The sequence below is a fragment of the Anaerocolumna jejuensis DSM 15929 genome (assembly GCF_900142215.1).
GTDB classification, from domain to species: domain Bacteria; phylum Bacillota; class Clostridia; order Lachnospirales; family Lachnospiraceae; genus Anaerocolumna; species Anaerocolumna jejuensis.
Window position 1 is genome coordinate 1 of record NZ_FRAC01000045.1, and the last position, 20,959, is coordinate 20,959.

The window sequence follows — 20,959 nt, forward strand, 5'->3', positions numbered from 1 at the left end:
CTATGGAAAGGTATTAGAAGTCCTTTTCTCTGAAGATTTTGTGCTATATTATCAAACAGATTGTTTGAGCGTAGCGAGTTATCTGTTTGATAATATGTCCAGCACAAAATATTCAGAGAATTAGGACTTCTTATACCTTGGAATCGAAGCATGAGTCTTTCTGGTTTGTACAAATTGCCGTCCCCTTTTGAAAGCCCCTCCCTTTGCCCCCCCAAATCATGAAATAGCTTTTACATACCTTGCTGTGATTTCTCTTGGCCTGGTAATTGCTGAACCTATAACCACAGCATGAACCTTTTCTTTCACCACCAGTTTTAAATCCTGCAGCTCCCAGATACCGCCCTCCGCAATCAGCGGCACATTCAGGGCATCCCCCAGCCGCTTGATCATGGTATGATTGGGCAAACTGACTCCCTTGGTATCTTCCGTATATCCGCTCATAGTAGTTCCTACGATATCAAAGCCGATTTCCTGTGCATGCATGCCTTCCTCAAAGGTTGCACAATCCGCCATAAACAATTGATCTGGATACTTTTTTCTTATTTTTCCAAAAAATTCATCCAGTGACATGCCGCCAGGGCGTACTCGGTTGGTGGCATCCAGGGCAATAATTTCAGAATTTACCTCGATTAACTCCTCCACTTCCTTTTCTGTCGGCGTAATGTAGATAGGAGAATCGGGATAATCCACCTTATACAAGGCAATGATGGGTAAATCCACCGCCTTCTTTATTTCCCTGATATCCTCTGGCGTATTGGCACGGATTCCTGCAGCGCCGCCTTCCTTCGCCGCAAAGGCCATTCTTGACATAATATAGGAACTATACAGGGGCTCCGTCTTCAGAGCCTGGCAGGATACGATTAATCCGCCTTTAATTTTTTGTAGTATTTGTTCGTTTCTGCTCACTGTTATCACCTTCCTTGGTGTTCTATATAGATTGGGTTAGTCCATGCTTTTTTCCCAAATAAATCTCTGCACTCTGCTCTGATATAATTTTCATTTCCCGTAAGGGTAAAGGCTGCCTCCTGCAGCAAATTATTATCGGATTTTGCTACAAATGAAGTTCCTGCTCCCACAAATCCATCTGCTATAAAATTAATTCTTTCCGATGCACTGCACGTAATATATGCTTTTCCGTCTTTGATTCCCCAGCTGTATATTTCAGGGCCGGAGGAGGAATAGTAATTTCCTGAAAGGATTGCATCAACGATATCATCATGGGTCAGAGCTTTTGCCTTTACAACGATATACCCGCCGAATGCATCATCAAAATCGCCTGCATTGTGGTTATCGTCGGAAGCATCTGCCAGAACCTGCCTTCCTTTCCTGAGCATGACATCCCAATAAGTTGTGTCATACCCTGTTTCACTTTCATTTTGCGTATTATAATTAAAAATCTCCAGTATCTCAAAATCTTCTGTGATAAACTCTTCTGCATCCACTCTGGACCATATTGGATGATTGTAAGTAACAAAGCATCCCCTGCTGTGTAATTCCTTTGCCATATCGGAAGCGGCCTTTGCACCGTCCCATTTTCCATAATAGACAAAGGGTCCTACTGCCTCCCTGTGTTTGTAGTGTTTCTCTGCTTTTTCCTGCATTGCCCTGCTGCCTAAAACTCCATTCATATGATGGACCTTTTTACAAATGTTGTTTGCGTCAAAAAGAACAGCAGCTGCTTCTACTCCGGGAAGAATAAGAAAATCTTCTTCGCCAAGCTTCTCCCTGTAATCGGTATATAAGTTATGGTCACTGATACATAAAAAGGAATATCCCTGCTTCTTGAATTCCTTTACGGCTTCCTGCGGTGTGAAATTTCCGTCGGAATTTGTTGTATGGCTATGCAGGTTTCCTTTATGCCAGTTTCCACTCTTTGAAAAACCATCCACGTTCACCAAAATCTCCCCCCTCTTTTCAGCTTATTGGTTGTATGAATAAGAAGCATCAATTCCGACTTCAAACATTCTGCTCCAGGGCATCCATACCTTATCCAAAGAAATGGCGGCATTAATAGACGAAAGGTAGCTTTCCATATACAATTGTAATTCTTCCTTCACTCTTTTGCTGATTACCCCATCTCTTTCTTTAATATCAAAGTAATTCATTCCATATTTATATAAATCACTTGTAATATTCTTTCTTACAACAGAACAATAGCCCACGTCTTCAATATATCTTTCAGCCAAAAAGCGCATATGCCCTGCTGTTTTTCCATAATGCCAGCAGTCGACCCCTTCTGCAATAGCCGTTCCAAGTGTATTTGCGGAGGTATTCCAGCCGGCATACCCAGCCACTTTATCAAGAAGGCGGTTCTGGTTCAGAAGCTGAATCAGCTGGAGTTCTCCTCCATTTGCATAGGCATTGTCCGCTATTGTTACGATTCTGCCCTCTGCGATTCTCATCTTTATAAAATCAATCAATTCCGGAATATTCCGCTCTACGCAGTATCCTTTTGATATAAAGGGCTGTGCTTCCGCTTCCGCCATCTTATCGGAAGGAGCTGTGACAGCAAGAATGATATCGGAATTTTCATAGGAATCCGTCAGCTGGCATCCTGCGGAAAGTATCTGATACTTAATTGTCGTTTCCAGTGAATTACCTTCATATAACGGCAATATTGCCTTTGATGCCTCACTTGCATATTTTACGTAAACCTTGGGCTTTTTCTTGTAAATCGTATTAACCATTCTTGACAGCAGCGTCATTGCTACCTCATCCGCTCCCGGATACATGAGAATCCGGTCCATTAACCCCTCTTCTGCAATCTTAATGCGGACTGCTTCCTGGTCCATTGCCGCATATCCATAAGCAGCGGAATCATCCTGGGGTATCACAAGGGAGTCAAGCCAGCCCTGCTTTACATAATCTATCATTAGATAGTTGCATTCCCGGTTGCATTCTCTTCTTGATACATAATCGTTAAGCTTTTCCCTGTCGATTTGGCTTAAGATGTTTTTTAAATCTTCCCCGTCGCAAATGCCGAGGCGGTTCCTATGAATAACATCCCCTGCCTTATGTATCATTTTTCCATAGGTTTCATAGTAATCCGGCTCTTCGTCATCGCTGGAATAATCGGGGCAGCGCATAATTACCTGGAATGCATAGATTAAGAGCCTGGGATTCTCTTTTTTTAAGGTCTTCACCAATGCTGCCAATTCTTTCAGTTCATCTGCTTGTGCATAATGGATTCTTGATGGTATCAAGCCGCCGTAAAGCATCATGTCCACGGAAAGCACCAGGCCGTCTGCATTCCTGCATTCAGTCTTTAAAAATTCCGCTATCTTTCCTACATCTGCCGGCTGTTTTTTATTTCCTAGGCTTTTCGGAAGCACGATATCAATATCATCATGTGCAAACAAACGATTTGGGAAAATATAATTACAAGGCCTCTCATCTAATGGGAGTAATACAATTTTCTTTTTCATACCTTTTACCTCTGCTTCAAAATTTCATGCCACATACCCATATTAACATTCATCGGTTTAAAATTAAAACAATTTAATTCCAAATCCTTCTAGTTGTTTATGGATACATACCTCCACCAATCGTTTTCTACCAAATAGGATAAGTCAAACAGCATACAGCCGGAAGATGTCTGAAAGCACATGTTTACCGCTTCCGTCATAGCTCCCAGGCTGTCACGGTACTGGGCTAAGAATAAGCTGCCCACCACCGGAACAGCATTCCTTGTAACCTGACTGGCTATTCTTCCCGAACCCTCTACGCTGTACCAGTAAGCCGGCTGGTCTGCCTCCTTTGCCTCCTGCTCTGTCACATAGGAATAATAGAACCCAGACATTAAACCATCCAGCTGCTCTGCATATCCGGTTTTCCTGTATTTTTCCGTGTCCACCCACGGATATTCTAATGTATCATAATTTCTTGATGCCCAGTTTGCCCCAACCTGGTAATATAACGGGTACCAGGACCCTGTGTAGTCCCAGAATTCTATCTTTCCGGGCTGTGCGTCTACAAGCCTTCTTACCTTTTCTATAAAGCTGCTTATGATGCCTGCCCGGAAGGTCAGAAATTCTCCGAACAGGCTTCCATACTCAATTTCCTGCTTTCCGTCCTTCTCCCTGAAACGGTAAATATCTTCCGGCCAGTTATGTTCCCTGCCGATATACTGCTCCCATTTCTTCTTTGTAACAGGACTGAAATCCGAGCCCAAGCCTACAAAGCGGACACGGTCCAGGGTGATGCCGTCAATTTCATAATTAGTCATTATCTCCTTTAACAGGGACAACTCGTATTCACGTACTTCATCATTTGCCGGATTGACGAACAGCTCCTGGAAATCATCGATACTGCCTTCTGTTCGTATGGCAGCTTTCTCTGATATGGGCTGAATCACCATTTCATTTGCATCATTGATGCCATATACAGAAGTCTGCCAGGCTGTATTCCGGTACGCTGGCATGTTAGGATGGGGGTTTTCCTTCCTTCCCTCTGCAAAGACATCAACGGAAGCATAAAACTTCATTCCAAGGCTGTGAACAGTTTCGAGACATTCCACAAGATAATCCTTTGCTTCAAAGGCTCCATCATATTCCGAGTAATGAGGTGCTATCTTACTTTCATATATTGCAAAGCCCGTGGTATCCTTTACACTTAAAATTACTGCACCAATCCCTGCATTCCTGCATTTTTCCATCGCCTGGCGGAATTTACCGGCATCTGTAATGGTTCTTTTATTGGCTTCAATCTCTATCCAAATATAATAATTTGAGTTCATACCTACCTCCGTGCACCTCAAGTTTATATTAAGGATTTCACACTAGCTCCCATTGCATGCCGCATCTGCTTGCAGATGTGGCACTGCCGCCAATCAGGGTGTGAATTATGCTTTTCAATAATTCACACTAACTATCATGCCCTCCCAACGCGCCGCAAGATTGGGCCGAGGATTTCGCAGGCGCAATCTTGTGTTTGAAAATTGCTTTTTCATTTTCAAACTTAGCCGCCATGCCCTCCCAACGCGCTGCAAGATTGGGCCGAGGATTTCGCAGGCGCAATCTTGTGTTTGAAAATTGCTTTTTAATTTTCAAACTTAGCCCTTTACAGCACCACTAATGGCTTCGATATAATTTTTCTGACATAGCAGGAATACGATAATAATCGGGATTATTGATATAACGGTTCCCGCGGCGATATAGCCGAATTTGTAGTTAAAGCTGCCGTTAAGATACTGCAATGCCGTTGCCAGGGGATACTTCTTGGGATCCTGCAATACAATGATGGGCCACAGGAATTCATTCCATCTGCCGATAAAGTCAAAGATTACAATGGTACTGATGGATGGCATGATACCGGGCATCATAATCTGCCACCAGATTCTGGTTTCTTTTGCCCCGTCGATTCTGGCTGCCTCTATCATTTCCTTTGGTATTCCCATATAGGACTGCCGTAACAGGATAATACTGAACACTTTAACGGAACCTGGTAAAATAACACCGACCAGGGAGTTCAGCAAATGAACTTTGCTGATAATTAAATAGTTGATAATCATACCCGCTGCTGCCGGGATAATCATGGAAGAAATCAATGCTCCCATAATGAATTTTTTCCCCTTAAACTCCATACAGGCCAGAGGATAAGCACAAAGAGCTGCAAAAACAACATCCATTGCAATGGAGCTGACTGTAATTACCAGGGTATTTCCTATATATTTCGGAACTGATAAAAATTCAAAAACTCCGGTATAATTTGACAAGGTAGGGTTCGATACAAAAATGTTCAAGTCATAAATATTCTGACCTGTTTTAAAGGAAGTAGAAAGCATCCATATAAAGGGACCTGCACATATACAGGAAATCAAAATCAGACCTATGTATGTGAGTGTCGTATTTACTATTTTTTTTCTTTTCTTAATCACCATATGTCATGCCTCCTCCTTTTTTACCGTAAACAAAAACTATAATACTGAGAAGTGAAGTGATAACTGCCTGAACAGCACCAATGGCAGCGGAATAACCGAATTCAAAATCGGTAAATGCCTTCGTGTAGGAATAGTAATTCATAACCAGTGTGGCATTGTAAGGTCCGCCTTTGGTTAGTACATATACGACATCAAATACTCCGACTGCTGATATTACTGAGTTAAGAGAACAGAACCAGATATATGGCTTTAACATAGGCATTTTTATTTTAACCAGGGTCTGAAACTTATTTGCTCCATCTACAATTGCTGCTTCTTCCAATTCCGGCGGAACTGATTGAAGCCCTGCTAAATAAAGCATCATAAAGTAGCCAAGTCCCTGCCATATGGTAATGAACATTATGCATAGCATTGCAGTCTTTCCATCGGACAGAAAGCCTAATGGACTTTTTATAATACCTGCATCTACTAATACAGTATTGATCACACCGCTGGGATCAAATAAAAATCCCCAGATAATAGACACTGCAACCATTGAAGTAATTACCGGAATATATATCAAAGTACGGAATATTGCCATTCCCTTTAATTTTCTATTTACAAGTAAAGCTAAAAGTATGGATAATATTTGTATAACAGGTACTACTGCGACAAATACAATAGAGTTCTTAATCGATATCCAGAATTCCGGATCACTAAATGCACGTTTAAAATTATCCAAGCCGATAAACTTGGTTTTTCCCAATACAGAATAGTCAAAAAACATTAATGGTAAACTTCCGATAATCGGAACGAAAACAAAGACAATTATCATGAAAAGTGCCGGTGCCATAAATAGATATGCTTTTATAGTTTGCCTGGTCTTTACTTTCATAAATACCTCCCTTTTTATTGGGAGTATTCCCGAAGCATTTCCGGGAATACTCCTGACCTCCTTGAACCCGAGGTACTTCATTATAAATTACTTCTGTAAAATAGAATTAACAGCTTTTTCCTGCTTATCCAGTGCAGACTGAATATCACCATTGCTGGTAATAACTGCTTCATACACTTTATTTACAGCGCCCGAGATTTCTCCCTGGCCTTCCATGCCTAAAGAATAGTCCATGGATTTCTTGCTTACATCTACTGACATCTTTCTGGCGATACCTTCTAAGGTTGAGGTGTCAGAAACGAAATAATCATTTTCCATTGCAGCTTTTGTGGAAGGGAATATAGCAACTTCCTTACAGAAAGCCAGCTGGCTTGCATCATTTGTAATATAGGCTGCAAATTTAATAGCTTCCTGATGGTTCTTGCTGGCTTCCGGTACAACAAGATTCATAAGTGCATTCTGGCTTAATCCGGTTTTGCCTGTAAGAGGTTCAGCAATACCAATGTTCTTATAAACATCCGGAGCTTCGTCCTTGATTCTTGATAAAGTAGAACCGGTAGAGCTGATGATTGCTAATTTGCCTGTCTCAAATAATTTTAATTCATTATCCCACTTGCCCCAGTTTGTCTTAGGCAGATAGTCGGCATCTGTCATTGTTTTGTAGTTCTGTAATAATGCAGCGGTATCAGGTGTATTAAAAGCAGCTTTGGTCTTATCATCACTTAAGATGGGGATACCTTCCTGGAACAACATGTTGAAGAATTCGGAAGGATTATAAAGGTAAGCTCCAGTAGCGTCTTTCATCTTCTTTGCCATGTCAAAGGAAGCCTGATAGTTGGAAGGTATTTCTGTTATACCTGCTTTGTTGAATAATTCCTTATTGTAGAACATGATACTTGGTGACGCATACCAGGGAAATGCATATACGGAATCACCGATTTTTGCAGAGTCATATAAGCTTTCTACATAGATGTTCTTCTGATCCTCTGTTGCTTCTTTGTTCAGATCAGTCAGGGCACCTTTTCCGGCAAGTGTTAAAGCCATCTGTGTATTTAAGTTAACGACATCCGGGGAAGTACCGCCGGCAGCAGCTGTTACTAATTTCTCCTGAATAGCATCGTAGGGTAAATCGGTCCAGTTAACTGTTACATTGGGATTTTCTTTTTCATACTCTTTGATCAAGCCGTTAAAGAAATCTGTAAATGTCGGCTGGAGTGAAATAGTCCAGAACTCGATTGTAACAGGCTTTGCTGCTTCCGTAGGTTCTGTTGTAGCCTTTGTCTGATCCTCTGTTTGATTTCCTGTCTGATTTCCTGCTGAAGTATCCTCTTTTGCCTTATTGCTTCCGCAGCCATACAGCATAGTAAGTGAAAGAACAAATACCAGGCATAAGCTAATTACTTTTTTCATATAATTATCCTCCTTTAATTTAAAATATTTATAACAAGCAGTTCCTCTGCTCCGTTATCCTTTAGCCCATATCTCCGGGTGATACAATTTCGCGCCATAAATTATAATTTATTTTGCTGATATCTTCTTCCGCATAGTAATGAAATGCTCTTCTTTCCACTTCCAGTTCTTCTATTTTTTCTTTTTCGCCGGAAACGTAAGCTTTTAATTGCCTCTTTACATATTCCAGACGCTTTTGTAAGCCGCCTATGCGAATGCACTGCACTTCAAAGCCAAAGGGCTTATTCTCCTTCTCCCATTGTGCTTCAAAAGCCTGATAGAATTCCTCCAGTGCTTTTAATATTGCCGGAATCTCTTCCTCTTCTATTCCTGATAGCTGCTGCCTGTCCCCTTTATCATAGAAAGCCTTGATACGGTGGCCCAAGTCCGCTTTATGCTGCAATACCGTGCAAAGCTTTGACTGGGTATCGAACAGATATCCATAATTTTTATTGGTACTTAATTTTTCCAGCTGCAATGCGGCATTTTGGTAGAATTCCGAAATTCCTTCAAAGATGACCGTATCAAAGGTGCCCAGGAATACATCATTATAAAGCAGATACTTGCTTGCATTATTATGTATGGTGGTATCCTTTGAAAAAAGGTTCGCTGATTCTATCTGCATAAATTCATCAAATGTCATTCCCGTAAGGAATTTAAATTTGGAGGGTTCAAAGCTTCCTGCATAATGAAATTCCGCATCCGCATAAAGAGCCGGAAGGATGGAAAAGCTGCTTGCTTCTCCTCCGTTGTCTCCCCAGGCGGTAATAACAACGGATTTGATACCGTTCTCCTTGCAGGCCTCGATGGCCGCTTTTCCAATTTCCAGGCTGTAGGCATTATGAGGAGCAAAACCTGTCCATTTCCAGGCACCTCCTGCAAAGCCAACACGGTCCGCTATCTTTAGATGGTTCTTTAGCATCCTGTCATAGCGTTCTTTGTCACAGGAGTAATAATCCCAATACACAAGTTCCACATCCGGCGGTATATTTAAGGAAGCTGCCATTGTATCTTCTTTCACATAATATTCTCCGCCATAGGCCAAACGGAAAAACATATCACTCCACATCTGCACCTGCAAGCCGTATTTACGGCAAATAGCCAGAACGCGGTTCAAATGCTCCTCCATGATCTTGAACCGGTCGGAATATCCATGCTTATCCAGATACTTGCCAAGCCCTACCATATGAGCTTCATCCATACCGATATTAATCTTCCGGCTGTTTAAGTTCTCTGAAACCGCCTTGATTAAATTTTCTATCAGCTGGTAGGTTCTTTCTTCTCCTGCCAGAAGAATATCATTTGTATCGATAATCTCCTGATACTCCTCATACCTGGTAATCTGGTTTACATGGGCCAGCGTCTGTATATATGCCCTGATTTCTATATCAAATATTGCCGCATATTCATCAATTTCTTTCAGCTCACTGGCGGTCATAGCGCCACGCATGTATCCCCAATAGGGCTCTTCCGGTATCTCTATGGTATCTTCCATGTACAGGCCCACAAAATTATAGCCCATAAGAGCAACTGTCCGGATGAACAGCTTTGTCTTTTCCAAATTCATTACCGCATTTCTTGAAAAATCCAGCATGACACCAAATTCATCAAAAGAGGATTTTTCCCTGTGCAGCCAGTTATCTTCCCCCTCCTTATTACAGAGCATCAAAAGCGCTCTGCAGAAATCGGACTTTCTATGATATTTAATTACAACTTCAGAAGCATTCTTTGTAATTAAATATCCATTTTCTACCCATTCCTCGGCGGCCAGGCTGATGCCCTTTCCGTCTGAACAGACATTTACAATGTCCTTTACTTCCTTCAGTATATCCTGTATCTCTTTCCTGCACCCACTGTAATTCAATATCAATCTCCTTCGCCTCTTTCCCGGTTTCAATCCCCTTTGTTAGTCTTAATTATAGCAAGAAAACCAGCCGTTTCAATACTTTCGGGCCATACAGAAAGTAGTTACGTAATTTGTTTCATCGGGTAATTTTATGAAAGTAAAATCAATTTTCAGAAATAGTCATAATTCATATTGCCGGTGTCTTGTAGAGATGCATTATTTCGGATATAATCAGATATATGTCAGGCAGTTTTACAAGTAAACTTGCAAAATGGTTACGGTTAAGCCCTCCTTGAATTTAAGTCTTTGGAAACGGACGATGGTTTCTGGTTCCGTTCCGGAATTTTCTGTTCGCGGTTCCAATTCCACTAAAATGCCAACCATTATTCCTGGAAGGTTAAATTGCACCAAACTCGCTTCACAATTACTGGTTATATTAACAATATGAGCTCAAACACTGGTGTAATTTAGCCTAGTCATAATGGCTGCCATTTAAGTGTCATAAGGAACCCCTCAATAGAAAGTTACTTTCAAATAGAAGGATGTGTCACAGGATTATGAAATATACTCTCAAAGAAGTAAAACAGAACATTTTAAAAATCTATGATGAACTGACACCTGTTGAGAAAAGCGTGGCGGATTTTTTCCTGAGCAATACTAAGGTAATTGATTTCAATTCCAGGAATATCTCCAAGCTTTTATATGTTTCGGAAGCTACCTTATCCCGCTTTGCTAAAAAATGCGGTTATAAGGGGTTCAGAGAGTTTATTTTTGATTATAAGAAGGACCTGTCTGCCAGTGTGCAGGAAAAAGATTTCAGCGCTTTGGCAATGCGGGTCCATGATAATTACCTGAAATTATTTGATGAAAGCTATGAACTACTGGATGAACCCCAGATGAAGCGCATTGCTAACCTGGTCAACCAGTGTAAAAGAGTCTGTGTGTACGGAATGGGAAGCTCCGGCTTTGTGGCCAATGAGTTCAGGCTCCGCTTTATGCGGACCGGACTGTATGTGGAAGCCATTACGGATTCCCAGATGATACAAATGAATTCTGCCCTGGTGGATGAAGAAAACCTGGTGATTGCCATATCCTTAAGCGGAAAAACAAAGGAAATCCTTGCAGGCATCCGTCTGGCAAAAAAACGGAATGCCAAGGTCGTGCTGATAACTGCCAATAAGAATGTGAAAGAAAGTGAATATTGTGACGAAGTGCTCTACGTTGCCATGTCCAAGGATCTGGACAGCGGTACTATGATTTCGCCTCAATTTCCTATATTGGTCATGATAGACGTCTTCTATACCTATTATTTTGAAAATGACTCCTTTTTCAAGGCCCAAAAGCACAAGGAGACCCTATCCGCATTAAACGTGACCCAAAATGAAAAATAAGATAGGTGCTGCGGATAAGTTAAGATTATTCTGACTCTTTAGGCTTCTCCATGCTTTATGCAATAATAAACTGCCCCGACCATACCCGCAGCATTCCCCAGTGTGGCTGCTTCAATCGTCACTGTTTTTGCATAGGTGGGCATAATACGGCTCAATACCTTAACTCGTAAAGGCTCTATGAACTTTTCCTTTTGTGCGCTCACACCTCCGCCAATTAATACTACCTTTGGACTGAAGATATGTATGATGCTGGCAAGTCCGTCCGCTGCATAGCCAATCCATTTGTCAAGAATTTCATCCAGATACCTGTCTCTGCCCGCAGCTTCGAATATTGTACGGCCGTTTATATCACAGCTGTCCAGCAGGCCGCTTTTCAATCTTCCCGCTTTCTGTGCCTGCTTCACCATTCTTACCAGCGCAGTTGTAGAAGCATATTGTTCATAGCAGCCTCTGTTGCCGCAGCTGCACCTTTTTCCGTTATTACGGATGGTAAAATGCCCTATTTCTCCTGCACCTCCGGCAGTTCCGCATAGAATTTCCGAATTTGCGATAATTCCGCCGCCAACCCCCGTCCCAATGGTTACAACCACAGCATCCAGGGCATCTTTTGCCCCGCCAACCCACTGTTCTGCCAATGCTGCGCAGTTTGCGTCATTCATGACAGTGACAGGCCCGGGATAAACCTTTTTGATGCATTCCCGTATATTGCAGCCTTCCCAGTTTTTGATATGCCCGGCCGCTCCGGCTACCTTACCTTCTTTTGTATCTATCTGCCCGGTTGCCGACACGCCGATTCCGCGTATCTGATTGTTCTCCAGCTTGTTTTCCTGCATGAACTCAGATAATTTAGCAATCACCGTATCAATGATGGGAGTATCATAGCCATCAAAGGCCACATCATAGGCTGAGGATTTGCCCACTGCCCCATGTTCATCCACAATTCCTATTTTAACCTGTGTTCCTCCGATATCTATTCCTATATAATTCATGATAGTGACCTCCTTTATATTCTGCTTCCAGCCTCTGTCTGTTCGGTTTTCTATATCAAGCTGCTTTAAGTATGTTGACCTATATCAGACGCAAAATTCCATGAAAGCCTGATTCTATTATATTTAAAAGAGAAAAACTAATATTCAACTGATATCAGAAAGAATTCCTTTCCTTCTGATCCAGTCAGCTAGTTGCTCCGCCATTTTTTCATGTCTTATGAGAGACGGGTGACCAACAGCCCCTTCCCCGTCTTCCGCCTCCTGCTGTGAAAAGGCCATATGAAAGATAAGTCCGTCCTGCTCTTCTTTCCGCATTGTTTCAACCGCCGCCTCAATTTCAGGATTCAGCAGGTCCGTTAAGGCATTGGAGGTACAGATAATCGGTTTATTTTTATGAATGCTTCGTAAATACCTTAAAAATTCCAGATAGGCTGTCTGAAAAGCCTTCCTGCGTTCGGCATCCTCTCTTGTATAGCTGGCGTCGTTTGTTCCAAGATTAAGTACAAGGACGTCACAGTTATCCCTTTCATAATCGTACAGCTCATTGGGAACCCAGCCTTTTCTGTGAAATAGGCCGTAGTCCACATAAGGATATATGACCGGTGCCAGCACCTTTGTATTTGGCTCTTCCTCCTCCGGAGGAATCCAGCTTGAGATGATTCCTATTCCGCTCCAGGCTGCCAGTGTGAAATCACAGTCCAATTTTTCAGCTGCCAGCACTCCGTATGCCCTTAATGGGTTTTCTGTTCCCGTTTTAAATACATCTTCGGCCTTTCCCTCATTCCCAAAACCACAGGTAATGGAATCTCCTATTATTTCTATCCGCTTTTTCTTTCCGGGGGTTTTATGAACCTGTGCCTTCTCATTCATTATAAGCTTATTGATTGCCGTATAGGCATACTGGCTTTCTGAAAGCTTAACAATTCTAAGCCGCACTTTCTCCGTTTTATCACTTTCCCACAAGGGATAGCGCTGTCTTCCGCCTTTCAGATTAATCCGGCGGCAGGGATTATCCATGTCATTCACGTAAACACCAATCCATGCCTGGTAATCTTCTTCCCCGCCTTCTGATTCCAGCTCCGCTTCAAGCAGTCTGCCTTCAAATTCAAATTCCAGAAAGCTTGCCCCATGTAATAAATAAAGAGCATTGTCACGGTATAGGGTGCGGCCTGACAATCGGATGCTTAATTCTTCCGGAAAATACTCCTTTTTTATTTGTTCACTCATGGCCATAATCCTCATTTCTTCCAGACTGTACGCTATTTTTACCTTACCGATCTGGAAAGCAGGTCTGCGCATACCCTGCATTGATCTATCTCCGCGTTAATCTATCTCCGCATAATTTATCCCTGTCTCTCTTCCTCTAACGGTGATTCATATCCAAATCCAGAAGAAGCTCACTGTCCATTTTCTGTTCCCGTATACTTGTGCATGCATAATCAATTTTCTTATACTGGGTATGGGGCCACATAAAACGGTCATTGGTCCGTTCCTTAGTCCAGGTATATTCTCCTTCGGGTGAGTACAATTTGGCATCCTGTATTGCAATATTATTCAGATAAATATCCTCATCGGTATTATACAGCGTGATTTCTTCCCAATCATCGGCGGAGTCCTCACCCATTCTATCCTTTTTGATATCATCGGGAAAATCAATGGCATAGTCCTGATACATACTAAGATTGCTGCCGTCCTTCTTCGCATACATTACTTCAAATTCTGCCGTATCAACAATTTTTTCATTCTCTGTTATATCAATAATCGTTAATACTGCCATGGCATCTTTCCCGGAGCAATCCAAAATCAGCCGGTAATCATGTGTCTCCTCCAGGGCGACCGGTGATTCATACCAGGATACTTTCTGATTCGTATTCAGAAGGTTATAGAAGAGGTGCCAATTAAGTGCACCCCCTGAATAGCAAAAACCAGCATCAATACAATTTAAGAATTCTTCCTTTTCATCGTAGACATCCACGCCCAGGAAAATATAGCTGTTTGTCCACCTCTGATCACTCTTACGTCTCATATTTAACTTAATCCGGCTCAATTTGAATTCAAAGGAAGCTTTGCTATATCCGATTTTTGAATAAACCACATAGGCAGGACCGTCATTATCTCCCTTATACCGTCCGCTGTTGGTGAATCCAAGATTTGTGATTGGTTTCTCCGGGGTATCAGCAGTATGCATTACATCTTTTCCATTCATATTTATTATCCTCGATATTGTATGTTGTTTTGATGCAGTTATTATATCGCCTGCTGTTTTTATTTTCAATATTCCCCGCTCTTTCTGAAATTACTTTCCATTTTATAACCATCCCGTTATTTTCTTTCTATTTTCAATCCGTAATTTTCTTTCTATTTTCAAACATATTGACAGCCATCCCAAAACAGCTGGAATGGTTATAAGAAAGAACTGATTAATAAGTTAATTGAAATGAAAATGGTTCACTATAAAATGCAGCCCTTTTAACGCCGTACTTTCTGTAAATACAGGATAAGCTCCGCTCTGCTGTTCAGCTGGAGCTTTTCCAGGATTCTTGATACATAGTTCTTAACAGTGCCTTCCGTTACAAACATATCCTCACCGATTACCCGGTTGCTCTTTCCCTTTAAGATATGCTCTGCCACTTCCCATTCCCTTTGGGTCAAAAGGCTAAGAAGGTTTAATGCCTCCTCTGCAGGTGCCGGGTCTTGGCTGTCCATCACAGCATCCAGGGCTTTTACTACCTTTGCGGCCACCTTGGGGTTTAATAAAACATTTCCCTCACAGACAGCTATGATGGAGCGGGTAATTTCTGCCGAGCTGGAGTCCTTTAAGATATATCCGTCAGCACCATTTTTCAACACATCAAATATATAGTTGTCCTCGTAAAAGGTCGTAAGGATGATTATTTTAATATGGGGATACTTTTCCTTTACCGTTCTGGTGGCTTCAATCCCATCCATGACCGGCATTCTGATATCCATAAGAATAACCTCAGGAAATAATCCGGTAAGCTTATCAAGAAGGTCCTTTCCATTACAGGCTTCCCCAATAATCTCAATTTCCTCTCCCATGCTCAGAATCATCTTCAAGCCTTCTCTGACAATTTCCTGATCATCCGTAATCATAACTTTAATCATATTATTCTCCCGTGCATTTATCAAGTTTACTTGTGAAACTGCCTAAATAGATAGTGAAAATTGCATTCTAATTTTCACATTACCTCCTGCGCATTTCACAAGTTTACTTGTGAAACTGCTTAAATAGATAGTGAAAATTACTTTTTAAATTTGCAGCTCCCATTGCATGCTGCATCTGCTTGCAGATGTGGCACTGCTATAAATCAGGATGTGAAATGTCTTTTATTTCACATTAACTCCCATGTATTTCGCAAATTTACAATTTGGGTATATTAATATCAACACAAAAGCCTTCTTCTTTCCCGGAGGTGATTTCCATCTTCCCACCTAAAAGCTTTACTCTTTCTTCCATTCCGGTTATCCCGTTGGATTTTATAATATTCCTGCTGCCGGAGCCGTTATTTTCAATCCTTAAATAAATTCCCTCCGGTTTATCCAGTATATCTATTGTGAAGGAAGCTGCCTTCCCATGTTTTATTCCATTGGTTATTGCTTCTCTTGAAATCTTGTAGATACAGTCTTTCACTTCGGGAGCTTCCTCCTCTATGGAATCATCCATATTAAGATGAAATCTGATATTGCCGCTCTCCCTGAAATTATGGAACAGCTCATTCATAGCTCCCCTTAACTGCTCGGTATGGTAAGAATCCTTTAACAGGCTGACTACTTTTCTTAGGTCACTGACACAGTCCTTCGTCATGTTTCTGGTTTTGTGTATGACCTCCAATGCCTTATCCGGCTTTGTAATCATAACATTTTGTGCATACTCCAGATTCATATTCAGGGCCATCAGGGAATGTCCCATGGAATCGTGCAACTCCTGGGCAATCCGGTTTCTTTCCTGGGTTTTGGCAAGCTCTTCTATTTTATCGGCATAGGCCTTTAAGGTACTGTTGGCTTCCTCCAGTTCTTTATTCAGGTTTTCATATTTCATCTTCTCTCCCAGCACACTGCGGAATAATAGCATGATCAGGCATGGCATAAAGAAATTCAACAGAATATCCACATAATCCTCATAAGCACTTTTTAAGCTGGTAAAATCCACAAGTGCACTGAGGGATGCCAGATAAACCCCAAAATGGAAGGCTAACAGAGGTCTGTTCAGTTTACCGGTGAAGATTATTGTCTCGATCAGCAAAATAATATTAAATAAATAGGTTCCTACAAATAAAATTTCATAATGAAAGCATCCAAGGATAAGTACACTAAATCCATAGGATAGGGAAAACCATATATCCCGTTTGTCTTTTAAATAGTTCCTTCGGTAAAAATTATTGACTGTAAACAGCAAAAGCAGCACTGCCAGTATATCCCTTAAGGCACCCTCCTTCTCCAGAATACGCATAAAAGCAAGAATGGTAACAAAGGCTGAAATAATTTTAAAGATATATTTTCTTTTATTTAAAGATAGCAAAAAATCCATCTGCTTACTCCTCTTTCCACCGGCTCCCATGACTTATCCCAGGTTGCGGCAGCTGCCTTCCTTCTGAAGCTATTATACCATGTCCGCAAAGCTCCCATGGTATGCGGCACTTCGTGCCGTTTATGCGCACTCACTTCGTTCGGTGCCGGTATAATATCTATCGATATTATACCATGTTCCCGGCACATGCTGTATATTACCAAAGTAATAGTTTTATTGAGTACTATAGTGAATAGGCTTCTTCCCCCTTTGTGGTGTAGAATACCTTCATAACAGGAAGAAAGAAGGTTAAAGAATGCTTCAGTTAAAAAATATCACGAAAAAATACAAGGATTTTACAGCCGTAGATGATATTTCTTTTGAAGTAAATAAGGGAGAAATATTCGGACTTCTGGGTCCCAACGGTGCCGGAAAATCCACTCTTGTATCTATGATCGGCACCATATTACAGCCTACAAAGGGTGAAATCTTTATCGGCGGTATCTCTCTGGGTGATAAACCCTGCGATTGCAAAAAGCAGATGGGAATTGTCCCTCAGGAGCTGGCACTGTACCAATCCTTAAATGCAAAGGATAATCTTGAATTCTTCGGCAGCCTCTACGGGCTCTATGGGAACCGCTTAAAACAGCGGGTATCGGAGGTTCTGGATATTCTAAAACTTACGGACAGGAGAAATCAGGATATCTCAGAATATTCCGGCGGCATGAAACGAAGAGTTAATCTTGGCATTGCCCTTATGAATTCTCCAAGGCTGCTGATATTAGATGAGCCCACTGTGGGCATTGACCCACAGTCCAGAAGCCATATATTGGACACTATCCGCCGTTTGAATGAGGAAGAAGGGATGACTGTAGTTTATACTAGCCACTATATGGAAGAAGTGGAATATCTATGTGAGAGAATCGGCATTGCAGATCATGGAAAGCTCATTGCCCTTGGCTCCAAGGATGGGCTGAAGCAAGACTTAAATGCCTGTGATACCTTAACTGCAAGCTTCGGTAAGGCAAGCCCCGATGCCCTTGGCAAATTGGAAAGTATAAAGGGCGTCCGAAAGGCCTCCATAGAAAAGGATACCATAACACTCCTTGTTTCACCCGGTTCCAATGTTCTGGATATTGTGGATGATATAAAGAATTCCGGCATCCGCCTTACAGGCTTTCGTTATGATGAAATTAATCTGGAGAGTATTTTCCTGCAATTAACCGGAAAATCTCTAAGAGATTAGCGGGAGGGCTTATGAATAACATATTGCATTTTACCTTACTGGATTTTAAACAATTAATGAAAAGCAAGACCTTTTATCTCAAGCTGTTATTATTCCCCATGCTATTGATCTTACTGCTTAGTAAGGCTCTGGGAGGTTCAAACAGCACTATTTCTTCCTTTTCCCTGGCTGTCTGTAATGAGGACCTGGGAGCGGAAGACGGGAACCGGACAATTACCTTTGGAAAAGTACTGGAAAATGAAGTCTTGAAATCAAAGGATGCTGCCAGTCTGTTCCGCCTTGTTCCGGTTACAAGCCGCAAGGAGGGTATTCAGCTGGTAAGAAACAAAAAAGCATCGGTATTTGTATATATCCCGAAGGATTTCACCAATGCCCTCTTACAGCAAAGGCAAAACGGGATTGTTATAACAGGAAACAGCGGCACTTCCGTGGATAAGCTCATTGTCACGGGTATTTTGGAGGGATTTCTCCGCAATACCCAGGTGGTACTTAAGGAAGAAAAGACCTTTAATACCCTCCTTGGTGCCTCCGGGAAGACCTCTGTCACAATGGATGAAATGAAAAAGCAGCTGGATGCCTCCTACCCTGCCACCCTGCCGGAGGTTTCTACCAGCTCCAGGGCGGTTCCCGTCAGTGCCATGCAATACGTATCCATTGCCATGGTAGTTTTATTCTCCATTTCTACTGTTTTTACCCTTGTACACAAGGTGGTGGAGGAAAAGCTTAATCACACGCTCTTTCGGATAAAATCAACTCCTGCCCGCCAGTTTCAGTATGTGTCCGGCAAGCTGTGCAGTATTATATTTACCCTCACCCTCCAGATGAGCGCCGTTATCCTCTTAAGCAGGCTTGTCTTTGGGATGAAATGGGGAAACCCGTGGCTAATCCTGATTACTACCCTGGTCTATGCCTTTTCCATTGGCTCGCCCATCCTTATGTGGGGGCTTCTTGCCAGAGATCAAAATGCCGTTTCAAGCCTTGCTTCCCCCATTCTGTATGGCTTTGGTTTCCTGGGCGGCTCCTTTATCAGCAGTGATGCCCTTCCGAAAGGCTTGCAGTCCATACAGAATATTATTCCCAATGGGAAAGCCCTTAACTGCTATCTCTTCCTTTGCGAAGGCAAGGGGCTTGCCGCTGTTTACAGCAACCTGCTGCAGCTGTTTCTAATGGGGGTGCTTTTCCTGATTCTGACTATGTTTATCTACCGCGGAAAGGAGATTATAAGACATGGAAATACTGATATTAATAAAAAAGCAATTAAAGCTTCTCTTCTCTAACCGGCTTATCATTCTGGCAGGTATAGCCGTACCGGTCTTACTGACCTACTTGTTTTCCAATTCCATAGATGCCTCCAAAAAGCCCTGCCTATACGCAGCAGACTTAAGCAAAAGCTCCTATTCCGCGCAATTCCTGCAAATGCTTTCCAGCCATAAGGAAATTACTGTTGTAAGCACCGGCAAAGAAAACATTCTTAAAAAGGTCGACAGCCAGCTTATTCCAATGGGGCTTGTTATTGGGAAGGATTTTGACAATGCCCTCTTAAACAATAAGCCCCTGCCCGTTGAAATAATCATAAATTTTGAGTCCACCGATTCGGCTGTCCTGAAACAGGTAGCAGCAACGGAACTTTCCTCCCTTAAAAAAGTGGCCGCCGACTCCTCCTATCTGTCAAATAAGTCAGGTATCCCCGTAAACAGCCTTACCTCTCAGGTATTTAACGGCATGAAGAGCAGTTCCAGTTCTGAAATAAACAGCTCTTCCTCCGATACCCTGGCTATTAAACAAGAAGAAATGACGCAGACACTCCTTGGCTTTTTGGTAATGTTTATCTGGTTTGTTATCATACAGGGCTTTCGCACCTTAATAGAAGAGAGGGAAAACAACACTTACTACCGGCTGTTAAGTACTCCCACAAGCTATAACAGGTATCTGGCATCCAAGATAGCCGCCGCCTATTTGTTCGGGGCTTTTCATATCCTGGCTGTGCTTCTTACCGGAAAATATCTTTTGAACCTACCTGTTTTCGAGCACCTGCTGCCTGTTATCCTGATATTTGCGGTTTATATTTTCTTATTAACCGGTATCAGCCTGCCCTTGTCCCTGCTTATGAAAAGGCATGAGGATTTTACCGTTACCTTTGCCGTTATCATAATTGCTACCGGAATATTGGGAGGCTCCTTCTTCTCTCTGGATACGGCACCGGGTTACCTTGTACTGCTATCCAAATTCACACCGGAAGCCTGGGGGGAGAAGCTTTTAAAAGCTGTTCTATTTGATAACAGCTCCCTCACCTCCCAGCTTGTACCCTTGTTGGCCCTTACAGCCATTGCCCTGCTCTTCATAGGAGCAGCATTTGCCATATCTTCCATGTCCTTGCGGAAGAAAAGCTATTTGGTTAAATCCTGAGAAAAAGGAGGAAAGAATAGATACTATGAATACTTCTGTGATAGTAGCAATATTGGAATTGCTTGCAGGCATCCTGATCAATCTTTTCATAGGTGCCCTGGCAAGGGGATTATTTAAAAAAGACGGCACCGGGCCGCGGATTCCGCTGAGGGTGCTGGGGATTTACTTGATTATTAATTCTATCTCTTATTTATTTCACATATAGACTGCAATTGATCTGGTGTCCTGGAATGAAACTGTGTTGGTGTCCCGGGACGGGACTGAGGGTTGACAAAAAGAAAATTTATTCCGCTTTTTGTCACCCCTCTGCACCAGCCCGGAACAGGCTTTGCACCGGCTCGGAGCAAGCTTC

Annotated in this window: 19 protein-coding genes; 5 read left to right on the top strand and 14 right to left on the bottom strand. The window is 42.2% G+C overall.

Annotated features, from left to right (window positions below):
• Positions 1-216: 216 nt before the first annotated feature.
• The 9 genes from BUB77_RS27415 to BUB77_RS27450 form a co-directional block, all read right to left on the bottom strand.
• Positions 217-912 (bottom strand): N-acetylmannosamine-6-phosphate 2-epimerase, encoded by a 696-nt coding sequence (locus BUB77_RS27415; RefSeq protein ID WP_073280389.1) that lies wholly within the window; start codon positions 910-912, stop codon positions 217-219.
• Positions 912-1,895 (bottom strand): CehA/McbA family metallohydrolase, encoded by a 984-nt coding sequence (locus BUB77_RS27420; RefSeq protein ID WP_330392714.1) that lies wholly within the window; start codon positions 1,893-1,895, stop codon positions 912-914. Before BUB77_RS27420 ends, BUB77_RS27415 begins: the two co-directional genes overlap by 1 nt.
• A gap of 24 nt (positions 1,896-1,919) precedes the next feature.
• On the bottom strand, positions 1,920-3,425 hold the full coding sequence (locus BUB77_RS27425) for a DUF4127 family protein (RefSeq protein WP_073280368.1): 1,506 nt from the start codon (positions 3,423-3,425) through the stop codon (positions 1,920-1,922).
• 89 nt (positions 3,426-3,514) lie between these two features.
• Entirely contained in the window at positions 3,515-4,735 is a 1,221-nt protein-coding gene (locus BUB77_RS27430; protein WP_073280369.1) for an alpha amylase family protein, read from the bottom strand.
• 127 nt (positions 4,736-4,862) lie between these two features.
• On the bottom strand, positions 4,863-5,048 hold the full coding sequence (locus tag BUB77_RS29660; protein WP_139241345.1) for a hypothetical protein: 186 nt from the start codon (positions 5,046-5,048) through the stop codon (positions 4,863-4,865).
• Positions 5,049-5,050: 2 nt separating this feature from the next.
• Positions 5,051-5,878, bottom strand: a complete 828-nt coding sequence (locus tag BUB77_RS27435) for a carbohydrate ABC transporter permease (RefSeq protein WP_073280370.1) — start codon at positions 5,876-5,878, stop codon at positions 5,051-5,053.
• Positions 5,868-6,752 carry a carbohydrate ABC transporter permease gene (locus tag BUB77_RS27440; RefSeq protein ID WP_073280390.1) on the bottom strand — a complete coding sequence of 295 codons (885 nt, stop codon included), beginning with the start codon at positions 6,750-6,752 and terminating at the stop codon, positions 5,868-5,870. Before BUB77_RS27440 ends, BUB77_RS27435 begins: the two co-directional genes overlap by 11 nt.
• 87 nt (positions 6,753-6,839) lie before the next feature.
• The gene (locus BUB77_RS27445; protein WP_073280371.1) at positions 6,840-8,162 is read right to left on the bottom strand and encodes an ABC transporter substrate-binding protein; all 1,323 of its coding nucleotides are present in this window, start codon (positions 8,160-8,162) and stop codon (positions 6,840-6,842) included.
• Between the two features lie 61 nt (positions 8,163-8,223).
• The gene (locus BUB77_RS27450) at positions 8,224-10,065 is read right to left on the bottom strand and encodes a beta-N-acetylhexosaminidase (RefSeq protein ID WP_073280372.1); all 1,842 of its coding nucleotides are present in this window, start codon (positions 10,063-10,065) and stop codon (positions 8,224-8,226) included.
• Positions 10,066-10,604: 539 nt separating this feature from the next.
• Here BUB77_RS27450 and BUB77_RS27455 point away from each other — a divergent pair.
• Entirely contained in the window at positions 10,605-11,438 is an 834-nt protein-coding gene (locus tag BUB77_RS27455) for a MurR/RpiR family transcriptional regulator (protein ID WP_073280373.1), read from the top strand.
• Positions 11,439-11,476: 38 nt separating this feature from the next.
• Here BUB77_RS27455 and BUB77_RS27460 read toward each other — a convergent pair whose 3' ends face one another.
• The 5 genes from BUB77_RS27460 to BUB77_RS27480 all read right to left on the bottom strand — a co-directional run bounded on the left by BUB77_RS27460 (position 11,477) and on the right by BUB77_RS27480 (position 16,976).
• Entirely contained in the window at positions 11,477-12,427 is a 951-nt protein-coding gene (locus BUB77_RS27460; protein ID WP_073280374.1) for an ROK family protein, read from the bottom strand.
• 144 nt (positions 12,428-12,571) lie between these two features.
• On the bottom strand, positions 12,572-13,735 hold the full coding sequence (locus tag BUB77_RS27465; protein ID WP_073280375.1) for an SGNH/GDSL hydrolase family protein: 1,164 nt from the start codon (positions 13,733-13,735) through the stop codon (positions 12,572-12,574).
• A gap of 55 nt (positions 13,736-13,790) precedes the next feature.
• Positions 13,791-14,633 carry a hypothetical protein gene (locus tag BUB77_RS27470; RefSeq protein ID WP_073280376.1) on the bottom strand — a complete coding sequence of 281 codons (843 nt, stop codon included), beginning with the start codon at positions 14,631-14,633 and terminating at the stop codon, positions 13,791-13,793.
• A 263-nt stretch (positions 14,634-14,896) separates the two neighbouring features.
• The gene (locus BUB77_RS27475; protein ID WP_073280377.1) at positions 14,897-15,553 is read right to left on the bottom strand and encodes a response regulator transcription factor; all 657 of its coding nucleotides are present in this window, start codon (positions 15,551-15,553) and stop codon (positions 14,897-14,899) included.
• Positions 15,554-15,809: 256 nt separating this feature from the next.
• On the bottom strand, positions 15,810-16,976 hold the full coding sequence (locus BUB77_RS27480; protein ID WP_170866773.1) for a sensor histidine kinase: 1,167 nt from the start codon (positions 16,974-16,976) through the stop codon (positions 15,810-15,812).
• Positions 16,977-17,271: 295 nt separating this feature from the next.
• Between BUB77_RS27480 and BUB77_RS27485 the strand changes: the two genes are divergently transcribed.
• Genes BUB77_RS27485 through BUB77_RS27500 form a run of 4 tightly spaced genes read left to right on the top strand, consistent with a single transcriptional unit; the run spans position 17,272 to position 20,812 of the window.
• Entirely contained in the window at positions 17,272-18,201 is a 930-nt protein-coding gene (locus BUB77_RS27485; protein WP_073280379.1) for an ABC transporter ATP-binding protein, read from the top strand.
• 11 nt (positions 18,202-18,212) lie between these two features.
• Entirely contained in the window at positions 18,213-19,478 is a 1,266-nt protein-coding gene (locus tag BUB77_RS27490) for an ABC transporter permease (protein ID WP_073280380.1), read from the top strand.
• Positions 19,429-20,607: an ABC transporter permease gene (locus tag BUB77_RS27495; protein ID WP_073280391.1), complete on the top strand. Its 1,179-nt coding sequence runs from the start codon at positions 19,429-19,431 to the stop codon at positions 20,605-20,607. Before BUB77_RS27490 ends, BUB77_RS27495 begins: the two co-directional genes overlap by 50 nt.
• A 25-nt stretch (positions 20,608-20,632) precedes the next feature.
• Entirely contained in the window at positions 20,633-20,812 is a 180-nt protein-coding gene (locus tag BUB77_RS27500) for a hypothetical protein (RefSeq protein ID WP_073280381.1), read from the top strand.
• The last annotated feature ends 147 nt before the right edge of the window (positions 20,813-20,959 follow it).